A 12,930-nucleotide genomic window follows, 5' to 3' on the forward strand; every position below is an offset into this window, starting at 1 on the left:
CGACACTGACCACATGAGCACGCTTTGGGTGATCAGCGGCCCGCCGGGGGCGGGCAAGTCCACCGTCGCGGCGGCGCTGCTCGCCCGCCTCGACCCGCCGGCCGCCCTGCTCGACAAGGACACCCTGTACGGCGACTTCGCGACCGAGATCCTCCGGGGGTACGGCAGGCACCACGGCGAACGCGAAGGCCCGTGGTACGACGAGCACATCAAGGCGCACGAGTACGCGGGCATGACCAGGACGGCCAGGCAGATCCGCGAGCACGGCTGCCCGGTGCTGCTCGACGGCCCGTTCACCGCGCAGGTGCACTCGGCGCGGCTCTGGGAGCGCTGGGTCGGCGAGCTGGGTGGCGACCCGGTCAGGCTCATCTGGGTTCGCTCGGACGGGCCGACCCTGCGCGAGCGCCTGGTGGCCAGAGGGCTGGAGAAGGACGCGGGCAAGCTGGCGGCGTTCGAGGCGTACCTGGCGGCGATCCGGGTGTCCGAGCCGCCGGCCGTACCGCACCTGGAGATCGACAACCGCCCTGGCGCGCCGTCGGTCGGCGAGCAGCTGTCAAGAGCGGGCATCCCACCGCGCCCCGACAAATCAGGTTAAGGAACCCGATACTCGTCGTCGCGCGCGTCGATGATCGCCATGTGGCCCGGCAGATGGCCGATCGCGAAGTCCACGCCGCTGGCCATGATCACCGCCTGCGGCGTCACGCCGCAGGCCCAGAACAGCGGCACCTCGCCGGCCCGTACCTCCACCGGATCGCCGAAGTCGGGCCGGCCGAGGTCGGTGATCCCGATCGCGGCCGGGTCGCCCACGTGCACGGGCGCCCCGTGCACCTGCGGGTAGTGGCCGCTGACCTCGATCGCGACGTCCACGAGCGCCGCCGGGACCGGCCGCATCGACACCACGAGCGGGCCTGACAGCGGGCCGGACGGGCGGCAGGGCACGCTCGTCCGGTACATCGGCACGTTCGTCCCCAGCTCGAGGTGCCTGATCGGCACCCCGGCCCGCAGCAGCGCCTGCTCGAAGGTGAAGCTGCAGCCGATGAGGAAGGCCACGAGGTCGTCACGCCACTCGGCGACCACGTCGTCGAGGTCGGCGACCGGCCGCCCGTCGCGATAGACGCGGTATCCCGGCAGATCGGTACGCAGGTCGCCCGGGAACAGGGCGGTGGACCAGGCCCCCGGCTCCCCCACGTCCAGCACCGGACACGCCTGTGCGTTCAGTTGCGCGAACAGCAGCAGCTCGTAGCCCAGCTCCTTGGGCACGGCGATCAGATTGGCCTGCGTCCAGCCGGAGCACCAGCCCGCGGTCGGCACCCGCTCGCCCGCGCGGAAGCGCTCGCGCGCCTGCGCCGGGGTCAGGTCTGCGACATCCACACCTCGAGATTACGCCCGGTAACTGGGCCCGCAATCGCCGACATACTCTGACTTTTCGGGGTAGTAGGGAACGCCGTGCGCCTTGATGTGAACCTCCTCGACTACGCGCTCATCGCGATCTACTTCGCGACCGTGCTCGGCATCGGGTTCGCCGCCAAGCGGCGGATCAGCTCGAGCCTCGACTTCTTCCTGGCCGGCCGTGGATTACCCCCGTGGATCACCGGGCTGGCCTTCGTCTCGGCCAACCTCGGCGCGATCGAGATCCTCGGGATGGCGGCCAACGGCGCCCAGTACGGCGCCATGACCGTGCACTACTACTGGATCGGCGCGGTGCCCGCGATGGTGTTCCTCGGCATCGTGATGATGCCGTTCTACTACCGCTCGAAGGTACGCAGTGTCCCGGAGTTCCTGGGCCGCCGCTTCAACGGCGCCACCCAGTTCCTGAACGCGCTCTCCTTCGCCGTGGCCCAGATCCTCATCGCCGGGGTCAACCTCTACGCGCTCGCACTGGTCATGGAGGCCCTGCTGGGCTGGCCCCTGCCGGTGTCGGTGGTGGTGGCGGCGGTGATCGTGCTGTCGTACATCACGCTCGGCGGGCTGTCGTCGGCGATCTACAACGAGGTCCTGCAGTTCTTCGTGATCCTGGCCGGCCTGATCCCGCTGACCATCCTCGGGCTGGCCAAGGTGGGCGGCGTCTCCGGCCTGTTCGACAAGGTACGGCAGAGCGCGCTCGGCGAGGCCGGCCTGCACACGTGGGCCGACAGCGCGGGCAAGAACCCGATGGAGGCCCACTGGCTCGGCATCGTGTTCGGCCTGGGCTTCGTGCTGTCCTTCGGCTACTGGACCACGAACTTCGCCGAGGTGCAGCGGGCATTATCCGCCCGCAACACCAACGCCGCCCGGCTCACCCCGATCATCGCGTCCTACCCGAAGCTGTTCATCCCGCTGGTGACCGTACTGCCGGGGTTGATCGCCCTCGTCCTGTTCAAGGACCTGGGCAAGGGTCAGGCCTACAACAACGCGATCCCGCTGCTCATGCAGGACCTGCTGCCCAACGGTGTGCTCGGCGTGGCGGTGACCGGGCTGCTGGCCTCGTTCATGGCCGGGATGGCGGCCAACATCAGCGGGTTCAACACCGTGTTCACCAACGACATCTGGCAGGCGCACCTGGCCAAGGACCGCGACGACGGCTACTACCTGCGGGTCGGCAGGATCGCCACCGTCGCGGGCGTCGCGCTGGGCGTCGGCACGGCGTTCATCGCGGCCGGCTACTCCAACATCATGAACTACCTGCAGGCGCTGTTCTCGTTCTTCAACGCGCCGCTGTTTGCGACCTTCATCCTCGGGCTGTTCTGGAAGCGGATGACGCCGTGGGCCGGCTTCTGGGGCCTGCTGGCCGGGACCGCGTCCGCGTTCGCCTCGTACATCGCGTACAAGGCCGGAATGCTGGACTTCGGCACCGAACTGAACGCCAGCTTCTGGGGCGCGGGCGTGGCCTTCGTCGTCGACCTGCTCGTCTCGGTGGTGGTCACGCTGGTCACCACGCCCAAGCCCGTGGAGGAACTGCGCGGGCTGGTGTACGGGCTCAGCGCCGTCGACCTGGCGGACGACGCGCTGGCCGGTGACAAGAAGTGGTACCGCTCGCCCGTGATCCTCGGGACGGGCGCGATCGTCCTGGCCGCCGCGATGTACGGGGTGATCCTGTGAGCGACATCAGAATGGTGATCGGCGGGCTGTTCCTGATCTACGGGGTGATCCTGATCATCGCCGGGGTGGTGGGGGCGGCGGTCAACCTGTGGACCGGGCTGGTCATGGCGGTCTTCGGCGGCGCCTTCGTGATCTGGGCCCGCGTCAAACGCATCTGACGCCGGGGGGCGGCCGGCCCGCATCCAACGCCGGGGGGCGGCCGGCCCATCGGCCCGCCGCCCCCTGTCGAGGTTTTCAGTAGTCGAGCCCGAACGTATGAGCGCCCAGGCCGAACCCGTTCCCCCGCGGCACCACGTAGCCCTGCTCGATCAGCGTGGCCACGCTCCGGCGTACCTCTTCCTCTTCCAGACCGGTCGCGCGGATCAGCGCGCCGAGCTCCGCGCCGCCGGACTCGACCGCCTGCGAGGCGACCGCCTCGTACACGTGGATGTCGACGTCGGACAGTGCCTGCACATCGTGATCTCGGGCCATCAGCGTCGCCTCGCTCCCTCTCTCAGCCGCCCGGGGTCGATGTCGCGCTCCGGGTAGCGGCGCAGGTATTCGCTCTCCAGTTGGTTGGTCCGCGTGGTGTGGCGCGCGAGCGCGTCGTCCGAGCCGTGCAGGAAGGTGTCGGTCCGCGTGGTGTGCAGTTGCCGCAGCTCACGCAGCAGGTCGTCGTCCTGGAGTTGCGCTGGATCGATTCCCATCATCGTCATGGAGTAGCCCCTACCCCAGAAGGCGCCCGACAATATGTGTCACATTTCCTGACATAAGGGCATTGTCGGGAGGAGATCACCGCTTTACCTTCCCGTTATGGACCTCGAGCTCAGGCACCTCAGGATCGTTCGCGCGGTCGCGGACGCGGGAAGTGTGAGCAAGGCCGCGTCCCTGCTCGGGCTGGCGCAACCGGCCCTCACCGCACAGCTCAAACGTATCGAGCGGGTACTCGGCGGCACCCTGTTCGAGCGCGACAGGCACGGCGCCCGGCCCACCCGGCTGGGCGAGCTGGTGCTCGCCCGCGCCCGCGTGCTCCTCCCGGCGGCCAAGGAACTGCAGGACGAGGCCGTACGGTTCGCCCAGGCCCCCTCCCCCGGCTTCCGCATCGGCGCCACGAACGGGCCGATACTCGGCGGCCTCGTCGACCGGCTCGCCGCGGAACGGACGGTGAGCACGTACACCTCATGGTCGGCCGACGAACTCACCGCCATGACCGGGCTCGGCCGGCTCGACTACGCGCTGACCGGCGCCTGCGGCGACGGCGGCACCCCCACGGGCTCGCTGCGATGGGAGACGATCAGCTATGACCCGGTCTTCACCCTGCTCGCCGAGACCCACCCGCTGGCCGGCGAGAAGGAGCTGGACCTGTCCGAACTCGCCCTCGAAAGCTGGGCCGTCACGCCCGGCGACGGCTGCTTCGCCGACTGCTTCGCCACCGCCTGCGCCCGCGCCGGCTTCACCCCGGGAACGATCTATGAGACCGACGTGGCCACCTGCACCCACCTCGCCCGGGTCGGCCGGGCCGTGGCCCTCTGCCAGGCCACCCACCAGCCCGCCCCCGGCCTGGCGATGGTCCCGCTCGCGGGCGCGCCGCTGCGCTGGCGGCAACTCCTCGGCCACCACCCCGCCGCCCCGGATGCCGCCTGGGTGGCGGAACAGGCCAAACAGACCCACGCGGAGGTGGTACGGCGAAGCACGGTCTATCAGGACTGGCTGGTACGGAACACCGGCTTCGGCACCGCTCCCTAACCTGCCCTGATGTCCGACCTCCGCGCTGGGCCGCGATCTCGTAAGTGAGGGCCGGGGAGCCACGCCTCCCCGTGCCCGCCAGGGAGCTTTGGGGGCTCTAGGCGCTTAGGCCAGGGTGTACTCCCACCCCGGCTTCCAGTCGAACGGAGCATCCACAAGCTCCTCCAACGCCACGCCCTCAAGCAGATTCTGCAACGCCCACCGATTGGCCGAGTGCGAGATCACCAGCACCGTACGCTTCTGCCACTTGTCCATCACCTCTTCAAGAAACGCCGCGGTCTCCGCGACCACCTGCCGATAGCTCTGCCCCCCGGGCCACGGCATCTCAATGAACCGCCGCCGCAACCTCGCCACCTCACTGACGGGCCGCCCGTTGTAGATCCCGTAGTCGCACTCCCGCAACCGGGAGTCGAGCCGAATCTCCCGCCCATCCCCGAACGCGACCTCCGCCGTCTGCACCGCCCGCCGCAGATCAGAGGCGTAGACCACATCCACGTCCCGCCGCCGCACCCCCAACTCCACAGCCAACTCCCGCCCAGCCTGGGACAACTCCCCCGGCAACCAGCCGGTGGCGATCCCCTTCTCGTTGTCCACCGTGAGGGAGTGCGTCTCGTAGATCAGCTTGACCGCCATGGCCCGACGCTACCCATGGATCCCGGTGTCTGGCGTACGCGCTGAGTGAACGAGGACGATCTATGCTGGCATGAGGGCTCAGGTGTGGAAGACTGCATGTTTGCAAGGGGCGGTAGCTCAGCCGGTCAGAGCATCGGACTCATAATCCGTGGGTCGTGGGTTCAAGTCCCACCCGCCCTACTTCTCGATACCAGCAGAAACCCCCGCCTGACCTGCACTTTTGTGCCGGGGCGGGGGCCACATACGTCCGGCTGTCCACGGCTGGAGCCGATCGTTCGCGGGCGTCTCTCCCCAATGCGTCCCCACGGTTCCGGCCATGTTCCGGGTCATGAGTCGAGGTCGGCCACCTGCGCGCGCGTAGGCCCAAGCAAGGCCGCGACTTTCGCTCTTCCCGCCAAGTCGAGCCACCCTGCTCCGGACACCTGTAGGACGACGTTCAGTTCGAGGTCATAGGGCAGTAGCGCCATTCCCGTTGCCGAAGATCTTTACGGCTGCGTGAGACCCTCTCAAGGGCGATGAGTCGCTCTTCAAGTTGAGACCACTCGTAGGGGCGGCTGATGGATTCTGGCTGCGCCGGCCGGTCAGGCTTCCAGGATGGCCGACTCGATGCGCTCGGTGATCCATTGGACGGTCCGGTCGACGCCCCAGCCGAATGTCGTGGGGCTCGCGCCAGCCGTACTTCCGAGTCACTGGTGCCCGCTGGCGGCCGCGAGTGACTGGAGCTTTCCGCCGTTGGCGTCGAGCCAGTGGGTCGTGTCCTCCAGCTTGCGGATCCGGTCGGTGACCTCGCCGAGCTGTGCCTTCCCGTTCAGCCAGCGGCCTGCCCGCGACAGGGCGCTGCCGACCGCCCGGGCGAGGAGCAGCCGGGGCAGCGCGTCGGCCTCGGCGGCGTCCAGCGGGCGGACCGAGGCGTACCCCCGCAGGAAGGCCATCGTGCGGAGCTGCCAGTCGCGCGTCTCCAGGGCCCCGCTGTAGAACAGCGCCGCCATCATGTCCTGGACCAGGAAGCCGACCCCGGCGAACTCGAAGTCAAGCAGCCCGCTCACCTCCCCGGTGTCCTCGTCGACCAGCACGTTCGAGGCCGCCAGGTCACCGTGGATGACCTGGGTCGGCAGCGCGCCACCGCCCGCAGGCCACTCCTGCCCGACGCGGCGCGCCACGGCGTCGAGGCGGGCGACCCGCTCCGCGCTGATTCCGGCGGCGCGCAGCTGATGGCAAAGGGCGCCGACGTGCGGCACGGCGGGGTGCGCCAGAGGATTACCACGCCAGTCCCCCAGCCCGTCTTCTGGTGGCACGCCCAGCATCGCCTCGCCGAGCAGCCCGGCTGCCCGGCCGAAGCGCTCGAGTGCCGTCGGGCCCGTGAGGTCGGGCCGCACGCCGGGGATCCACCGGCAGACGGTGGCGGGCCCGGCCGCGGTCTCGATCACCGTGTCCCCGCTGGGCGCGGCGACTGGTTCAGGCACCTGGAAGGGAAGTCCGACCGACCGTAGCCGCCGCAGGATCCGGTGCTCGGCGCCGGCCTGCGCGGCGGACTGGGTCCGGCTGACCCGGAGCACGAATCGAAGGCCCCCCTGGCGAAGCAGGAACGTCTGGTTGTTGGTCCCCTGCTCGGTTCGGATGATCGTCGCGTCCGGGGGGAAACCCCACGCTGCCAGCAGCGGGGCCAGGAACTCCAGGTCGGCGGAGGCGGTCATGCGCCAATTCTGGCGGCATGCCCAGGTCGGCGGGCAACCGGTTATAGGCCCCCTTCGGAGCAAGAGTACGGCTGGTGCGAGGCCCGCGACGGAGCTCGTTGCCTCGATATTTCGCAGGTCAGAGAGTTCAAGATCCGCTCATGGCCGGAATTTCTGTCATCTCGGCTCACCCCGGTCACCGGCGAGCGGTTGCCTGGTTGAGCCGAGCCATGGGCTCGCGATTGGTGGCGCGTGCGGCGGACAGATCCTCGTCGTGTTCTTCGAGTTGGAGGCGCAGATCGACGACTTGTTGCTCCAGATGGGTGATCTTCTCGTTGAGCGTGTCGACATCGGCGGGTGTGCCGAGCCCGGACTCGCGCCAGACCTGTTCGCCGAGTGCCTCGGACAGGCGCTTCTCGAGTTGCTGGGCGCGGGCGTTGAGTCGGACCGCCCGTTCGTGGGCAGCGAACAGGTCGGCTTGCAGTGATCGATGCCTGCTCGAGAGCCGATCTGGGGTCGAGTTCGCCGTTCGGTTCACCAGCGAAGAGCGGAGAAGTCGATGGGAGCCGGCGGCAGTTTGCGGGTGCGGGTGGATTCCCAGGCCGGGTTCTCCCGCGCCAGGTGTGCTATCAGGTCCCGGATCTCCTTGCTCATCCGGGGCCGACCGGGTCGGCTCGTGGTGGCGGCCACGAAGAGCACCGGCGCGCTGTTCTCCAGCTTCGGGCTCTGGTTCGGCGACGACTTCGGTCCTCGGCGCGATCATGTTGCTCGCCGACTACCGGCACCGGCACTTCGGCTGGTGGGTCTCCGATGCCGGGTCGTGGGGCGGCATGCCGGCGGGCGTCACCTCAACCTGCGCCGTCACGGCGGACGGACGGCGGCTGCGCTTCCTGCGCAACTGGACCTGGCAGGAGATCGCCGTAACGGCACCGACCGCGGTGCGCGACGTGCTCGCCGGCGCCGACCACGCGGCAGGTGCGGAAATACGTCTCGGTCCATGGGATGTACGTGGGCTGCTGGAGATGCCAAAGTCCTCGCTGGACCATGGCCCGTCGGGCCGGGGCCGCTGTCCGCAATGACGCCCCCGCCGTCCAGACCGCTGGAGCCGCTACGGAAGGGCCGGCTCCAGGGTCCGGACGGCACGTGGCATTCAGACGCGGGTCCACTTCTGGTTGTTCTGGCCGTTGCACGCCCAGATCTGCACCTTGGTGCCGTTGGCGGTGGCGGCGCCGCTGACGTCCAGGCACTTGTTCGCCCCGACGGCGGTGATGCTGCCATCGGCGTTGAACCGCCATTTCTGGTTGTTCCGCCCGTTGCAGTCCCAGATGATCACGGCGGTGCCGTCCGCCGTCCCGCCCCCGTTCACATCCAGGCACTTATTGCCGTACACCTGAAGCTCATCCGCGGCGGTCGACGTCCACTGCTGGCCGGCCTGCCCGTTGCAGTCAAAGATCTGCACCTGTGTACCGTTCGTCGGCGAGGCGGCGTTGAGGCACCGGTTCGACCCGACACCCCGCAGCGCGCCCGTGCTGCCCGGAGGCGAGCCGTCGCCCTGCCCGACGCCCTTGCCGTTGACGGTGAACGAGTCCACGTCGAACGAGTTCGCGGACGGCGACTTGAACACGACGTAGACATTGCGGGTGCCACCGGGATCGGTGACCTGCACCGCGGGCAGGGACACGTAGGTGTTCCATCCCCCGGTCGCCGGCACGGGGCTGGAGGCGATGAGGGCTCCGGTCGGCGAGTCGGCGTGCAGTTCGATGGACGCCCCGGTGTTGGACGGTGCCGAGACGCGGAAGGACACCGTGTCGATCCCGGACAGGTTGATCGGGCTGAAGGAGGTCCAGTCGTTGTTGGAGATGTCGCCGATGCGCCTGCCGCCTTCGGCTCCGGGCTCGTCGACGATCCGGATTCCGGACGAACCGGTGAAGTGCTCGGCCTGCTTGTGCTTGGGCTGCAGGGTGACGCCGGCGCTGCCCTTCAGGCCGCCCTTGTCGGTGTAGTCGGCGGACAGGGCGTAGTAGACGTTGGCGGCCTCGTCATGGCCGGAGGCGGTGGTCGTGACCGTTCCGGAGCAACCGGTGTGCTGGCCGGTGTCGTGGGCGTGCTGGTCATGGCCGAGCGCGGTGATCACGTTGACCTTGGTGCAGTCGATGGCGCCGTCCTCGGGGTCGGTGACGTTCACCGTGTAGGCCACCTGGTCGCCGAAGTCGATGAACCCGCCGTCGGGCGGAGCCGAGAAGACGACCTTGGGACGGGTGTTGCCGACGGCGATGGACAACGTGACGCTGCCCGTCTTCCCGCCGGAGTCCCGTACGGTGAGCTTGGCCGTGTATGTCCCGTTGGCGTTGTAGGTGTGGGACGGGTTGGCGCTGGTGGAGGTCCCGCCGTCGCCGAAGTCCCACGCGTAGGTGATCGCGTCGCCGTCGGGGTCGGACGAGCCGGCCGAGGAGAACGCCACCGTCAGCGGCGCCGCGCCCGAGTCGGGGTTGGCGCTCGCCTTGGCCAGGGGCGCGCGGTTTCCGGCTACGTAGTCGACCCGGTAGACGCTGTCATCGGTGTTCGCGTGGCCGAAGCCGTTGCCCCAGTCGGCCATGTACAGGGCGCCGTCCGGACCGAACTTCATGTCGATCGGCGCGTGCGGGGCGAGCTGTGCCGCGAAGGGGTTGATCTTCAGGAGGTTGCCCGAGGAGTCCAGCCGGAACTCCTTGACGAAGTTGCGGCTCCATTCGTAGACGAACGGCGTGCCGTCGAAGTACTCGGGGAACTTGCGGTCAGAGCCGCCGGCGGCGTCGTAGCGGTAGAAGGGGCCGCCCATCGGGGCGGCACCGCCGCAGCAGTCGATCTCGGGGAACTCGGCCGAGGCGTGGTAGTTGTACCAGACGGTCGCGGGCTTGGCCGCGGGCAGATTGGTCAGCCCGGTGTTGTTGGGCGAGTCGTTGACGGGCGCCGAGCAGTTGAACTTCGCGCCGGAGGTGTTGGTGGCGAAGTTGTAGTCGTTGAACGGGATGTTGTTGCCGACGCAGTACGGCCAGCCGTAGAAGCCCGGCTGCTTGATCAGGTTCCACTCGACGGTGCCCTCGGGACCGCGGCTGGGGTTCGCGGCGCCGGCGTCGGGGCCGTAGTCACCCAGCGAGATCCACCCCGTCACCTTGTCGACCGAGAAGCGGAACGCGTTGCGGAAGCCCATCGCGTAGATCTCCGGCCGCGTCTTGGCGGTGCCGGGCGCGAACAGGTTGCCGGACGGAACCGTGTAGGTGCCGTCGGCCTCGGGGTGGATGCGCAGGATCTTGCCGCGCAGGTCGTTGGTGTTGGCCGCGGACCGCTGGGCGTCGTAATGCTCCCGGCCCGGCCGCTCGTCGATCGGGGCGTAGCCGCTGGAGCCGTTGGGATTGGTGTCGTCACCCGGGCCGATGTACAGGTTCCCGCCCGGCCCGAACGCGAGGTAGCCGCCGGTGTGGCCGGGCTCGTCGACGTTGCGGTACGCCGGAACCTCGATGATCTTCTTCTCGCTCGCCAGGTCGAGGCTGGTGCCGTTGAAGGTGAACCTCGACACCCGGTTCACCTCGCCGCCGTTGGACGGCGAATAGTTGACGTAGATCCAGCCGTTGGTGGCGAAGTTCGGGTCCAGCGCCAGCCCGATGCCGCCGTCCTCGCCTCCGTCGTACACCGACAGGGTGGCGATGACGCGCGTGCCCCCGCCGTTGGCGGGGATCAGGTTCACCTTGCCCGAGCGCGAAATGTAGAAGACCCTGCCGTCGCCGGCCACGTCCAGTTCCATCGGCTGGTCCGGTGCGCCGTCGAGGGTCACCTTCTGGAACCGGGCCGCGACGGTGCCGCCGCAGTCGCCCGGCGCCGCGCCCGCCGCCCACTTCACCCCGCCCAGCAGGTGCTGTTTGAACGACGGCTCCGAATAGGAGGACGCCTGGTGGCCCATCGCGGTGGCCCACACCCGGCCGCCCTCCGGGTTGTGACACCAGGAGATCGGGTGGTCGGCGCCCATCTTGTTCGGCCCCGCGTCATAGGTGGTCTCGTCCGCGGTCACCAGCACGTGCACCGAGCCGCGCAGGTTCTTGTCGAAGTTGTACCACTCCTCTGTGCGCACCCAGCGATCCGGCAGTCCCTTGGTGGAGGGGTGAACCTTGTCGGCCACCTTGGCGGTGCCCTGCAGGACGGATGAATGCGCGGTCATGTGCGCGCCGGCCAGGGCGACCTGGTCCCACCAGGGGAACTGCGCCTCGATGTTCATGTCGGTGGCGTTGTGGATCGCGACGACGCCGTGGCCGCTGCGCACGTACGCCTGGAAGGCCTGACGCTGGGCGTCGTTGTCCCACACCATGCCGCTGGTCTGGAACATGATCACCGCGTCGTAGGTGTTCAGGGTCGCGGCCGTGAAGACGGCGGAGTCCTCGCTCTGGTCGAGCTGGAAGTTGTTGTCGGCCGCCATCTGCTGGAACATCGCGACACCGGCGGGGATCGAGTCGTGCCGATAGGCGCCGCTCGCGGTCTTGGTGAACAGCAGCACCTTGAACTGCGGCGCGGCCGCGTGCGCCACCAGCGGCACCGCGGACAGCCACAACCCTAATAAGGCTGCGGCGAGGGCGGAAAGCAGGCGTGATGTTCGCATGAAGGATCTCCTGGGGGGTTACGGAGTTGACGGGTGGGAAGGCGTGCGTCATCTCGGCCGATGCCGGTCGTCTTCAGCAGTGACCCACCCATCGATCCGGGCGGCGGGGCCTGACCATGCGACAGATGTCGAATCGATTCGGAACGAAAATAGGTCGGGCTAAACATGAGTGTCAAGCATGCTTATCGAGCGAGTCCAAGACCGCCTTTCCGCTTCTACTGAGTCAGGGTCTCACCGCCTTTACCGGGAATCTGCAGGTTCAGGCCGCGTAAGCGATGCCGCGCCGCTCCGCCGGCATTCAAAAGGGCAAGGAAAAAGCCTTCAATAAGTATGAAACTTTCAAGCACCATTTTGATCAGAGGGTGCGCAGGTAGGCGAGGCCGTCCACGGCCAGCGCGTCCTGGCTTTCGGCGAGGGGTCGCCAGATGGAGGCCGCGGTGGCGATGGTCTGGTTGTGCGCGGTGAAGGACTCGATGACGAGCGGCCCTTGATAGCCGGCGTCGTTCAGGGCCCGGGTGAAGCCGGGCCAGTCGAAGCGGTCGGCTCCCGGCGTGCCGCGGTCGGTGCCGCACACCTGGACGTGCGCGATCCGATCCGCCGCGACCCGCACCGCCTGGGCGGGGTCTTTCTCCTCGATGTTCATGTGGTAGGTGTCGAGTGTCAGGTGGCAGTCCTCAGGCAGCGCGTCCAGCGCCTGCTCGACGGTGTTGACGAGGCTGGTCTCGTACCGGTTGAGCGGCTCGACCGCGAGCTTCACCCCACGGCCGGCCGCGTAGTCCAAAACGGGCCGCAGATGCTCACGCAACTCCGCGTAGACCGCCCTGCGCTCGTCCGGCGCCAGCCGCCACGTACGGCCGACCGAGGCGTACGCCGGCCCCCCGATCGCGGGGGAGCCGACGGTCGTCGCCACGTCGACGCAGTGCCGCAGATAGTCCTGGGTGTCGCGGATGGTCTCCGGAGAGGCGGCCACGAGTTCCCGCCCCGGCGGCATGACCAGTACCACGGACGCGGCCAGCCCGTGCTCGGCCAGTACCGTCGCGGCCTTGTCCGGGTTCCAGTCGCCGGGCTGCTCGATCGGCAGTTCGATGACGTCGAAGCCCCACCTTGCGATGCGGGGCGCGAGCCGGGCCAGTTCGTCGTCGGTCAGCGGGGAGACCCAGACCCAGGTGTTCACTCCGATGGAGAACATGCGCC

Annotated in this window: 13 protein-coding genes and 1 tRNA gene; 6 read left to right on the plus strand and 8 right to left on the minus strand. The window is 68.6% G+C overall.

Going from position 1 to position 12,930, the window contains the following annotated elements:
- Positions 1–13 precede the first annotated feature (13 nt).
- Complete coding sequence (locus AB0B64_RS46545) at positions 14–595, plus strand: ATP-binding protein (RefSeq protein WP_357960002.1); 582 nt, start codon at positions 14–16, stop codon at positions 593–595.
- Here AB0B64_RS46545 and AB0B64_RS46550 read toward each other — a convergent pair.
- Positions 592–1,371, minus strand: a complete 780-nt coding sequence (locus AB0B64_RS46550; protein WP_357959999.1) for a putative hydro-lyase — start codon at positions 1,369–1,371, stop codon at positions 592–594. The genes AB0B64_RS46545 and AB0B64_RS46550 overlap by 4 nt on opposite strands.
- 75 nt (positions 1,372–1,446) lie before the next feature.
- On the opposite strand from AB0B64_RS46550, the gene AB0B64_RS46555 reads away from it, so the two are divergent.
- Together AB0B64_RS46555 and AB0B64_RS46560 are read left to right on the plus strand one after the other, a co-directional pair.
- Entirely contained in the window at positions 1,447–3,078 is a 1,632-nt protein-coding gene (locus AB0B64_RS46555) for a sodium:solute symporter family protein (protein WP_358189536.1), read from the plus strand.
- Positions 3,075–3,236 (plus strand): hypothetical protein, encoded by a 162-nt coding sequence (locus AB0B64_RS46560; protein ID WP_357959995.1) that lies wholly within the window; start codon positions 3,075–3,077, stop codon positions 3,234–3,236. The genes AB0B64_RS46555 and AB0B64_RS46560 overlap by 4 nt, the downstream gene beginning before the upstream one ends.
- Positions 3,237–3,312: 76 nt before the next feature.
- Here the strand turns inward: AB0B64_RS46560 and AB0B64_RS46565 are convergent, their stop codons facing one another.
- Together AB0B64_RS46565 and AB0B64_RS46570 are read right to left on the minus strand one after the other, a co-directional pair.
- Positions 3,313–3,549 carry a hypothetical protein gene (locus AB0B64_RS46565; RefSeq protein ID WP_358189549.1) on the minus strand — a complete coding sequence of 79 codons (237 nt, stop codon included), beginning with the start codon at positions 3,547–3,549 and terminating at the stop codon, positions 3,313–3,315.
- A complete protein-coding gene (locus AB0B64_RS46570; protein ID WP_357959988.1) occupies positions 3,549–3,773 on the minus strand; it encodes a DUF6158 family protein in 225 nt (74 codons plus the stop codon). The genes AB0B64_RS46565 and AB0B64_RS46570 overlap by 1 nt, the downstream gene beginning before the upstream one ends.
- 97 nt (positions 3,774–3,870) lie before the next feature.
- Between AB0B64_RS46570 and AB0B64_RS46575 the strand changes: the two genes are divergently transcribed.
- The gene (locus tag AB0B64_RS46575) at positions 3,871–4,803 is read left to right on the plus strand and encodes a LysR family transcriptional regulator (protein ID WP_357959986.1); all 933 of its coding nucleotides are present in this window, start codon (positions 3,871–3,873) and stop codon (positions 4,801–4,803) included.
- Positions 4,804–4,908: 105 nt separating this feature from the next.
- Here AB0B64_RS46575 and AB0B64_RS46580 read toward each other — a convergent pair whose 3' ends face one another.
- Complete coding sequence (locus tag AB0B64_RS46580; RefSeq protein ID WP_358189568.1) at positions 4,909–5,436, minus strand: histidine phosphatase family protein; 528 nt, start codon at positions 5,434–5,436, stop codon at positions 4,909–4,911.
- Positions 5,437–5,542: 106 nt separating this feature from the next.
- On the opposite strand from AB0B64_RS46580, the gene AB0B64_RS46585 reads away from it, so the two are divergent.
- Positions 5,543–5,616, plus strand: a tRNA-Ile gene (locus AB0B64_RS46585).
- Between the two features lie 506 nt (positions 5,617–6,122).
- Here AB0B64_RS46585 and AB0B64_RS46590 read toward each other — a convergent pair.
- Together AB0B64_RS46590 and AB0B64_RS46595 are read right to left on the minus strand one after the other, a co-directional pair.
- Positions 6,123–7,130, minus strand: a complete 1,008-nt coding sequence (locus AB0B64_RS46590; protein WP_358189585.1) for a phosphotransferase — start codon at positions 7,128–7,130, stop codon at positions 6,123–6,125.
- Between the two features lie 175 nt (positions 7,131–7,305).
- On the minus strand, positions 7,306–7,647 hold the full coding sequence (locus AB0B64_RS46595; RefSeq protein WP_358189592.1) for a hypothetical protein: 342 nt from the start codon (positions 7,645–7,647) through the stop codon (positions 7,306–7,308).
- A 223-nt stretch (positions 7,648–7,870) separates the two neighbouring features.
- Here AB0B64_RS46595 and AB0B64_RS46600 point away from each other — a divergent pair, with 223 nt between their 5' ends.
- The gene (locus AB0B64_RS46600; RefSeq protein WP_358189602.1) at positions 7,871–8,188 is read left to right on the plus strand and encodes a hypothetical protein; all 318 of its coding nucleotides are present in this window, start codon (positions 7,871–7,873) and stop codon (positions 8,186–8,188) included.
- Positions 8,189–8,259: 71 nt separating this feature from the next.
- On the opposite strand, the gene AB0B64_RS46605 is transcribed toward AB0B64_RS46600, so the two are convergent.
- Both AB0B64_RS46605 and AB0B64_RS46610 read right to left on the minus strand, forming a co-directional pair.
- A complete protein-coding gene (locus AB0B64_RS46605) occupies positions 8,260–11,736 on the minus strand; it encodes a ThuA domain-containing protein (RefSeq protein ID WP_358189613.1) in 3,477 nt (1,158 codons plus the stop codon).
- Between the two features lie 355 nt (positions 11,737–12,091).
- A complete protein-coding gene (locus AB0B64_RS46610; RefSeq protein ID WP_358189623.1) occupies positions 12,092–12,925 on the minus strand; it encodes a sugar phosphate isomerase/epimerase family protein in 834 nt (277 codons plus the stop codon).
- Positions 12,926–12,930: the final 5 nt, after the last annotated feature.

The organism is Nonomuraea sp. NPDC049129 (assembly GCF_040648495.1).
Classification (GTDB): Bacteria; Actinomycetota; Actinomycetes; order Streptosporangiales; family Streptosporangiaceae; genus Nonomuraea.

Excerpts from the sequence above, each read along its gene's own strand:
- AB0B64_RS46545 (WP_357960002.1), top strand. The coding sequence starts at position 14 with ATGAGCACGCTTTGGGTGATCAGCGGCCCGCCGGGGGCGGGCAAGTCC.
- AB0B64_RS46565 (WP_358189549.1), bottom strand. The coding sequence starts at position 3,549 with ATGGCCCGAGATCACGATGTGCAGGCACTGTCCGACGTCGACATCCAC.
- AB0B64_RS46570 (WP_357959988.1), bottom strand. The coding sequence starts at position 3,773 with ATGACGATGATGGGAATCGATCCAGCGCAACTCCAGGACGACGACCTG.
- AB0B64_RS46575 (WP_357959986.1), top strand. The coding sequence starts at position 3,871 with ATGGACCTCGAGCTCAGGCACCTCAGGATCGTTCGCGCGGTCGCGGAC.
- AB0B64_RS46580 (WP_358189568.1), bottom strand. The coding sequence starts at position 5,436 with ATGGCGGTCAAGCTGATCTACGAGACGCACTCCCTCACGGTGGACAAC.
- AB0B64_RS46590 (WP_358189585.1), bottom strand. The coding sequence starts at position 7,130 with ATGACCGCCTCCGCCGACCTGGAGTTCCTGGCCCCGCTGCTGGCAGCG.
- AB0B64_RS46600 (WP_358189602.1), top strand. The coding sequence starts at position 7,871 with ATGTTGCTCGCCGACTACCGGCACCGGCACTTCGGCTGGTGGGTCTCC.
- AB0B64_RS46605 (WP_358189613.1), bottom strand. The coding sequence starts at position 11,736 with ATGCGAACATCACGCCTGCTTTCCGCCCTCGCCGCAGCCTTATTAGGG.
- AB0B64_RS46610 (WP_358189623.1), bottom strand. The coding sequence starts at position 12,925 with ATGTTCTCCATCGGAGTGAACACCTGGGTCTGGGTCTCCCCGCTGACC.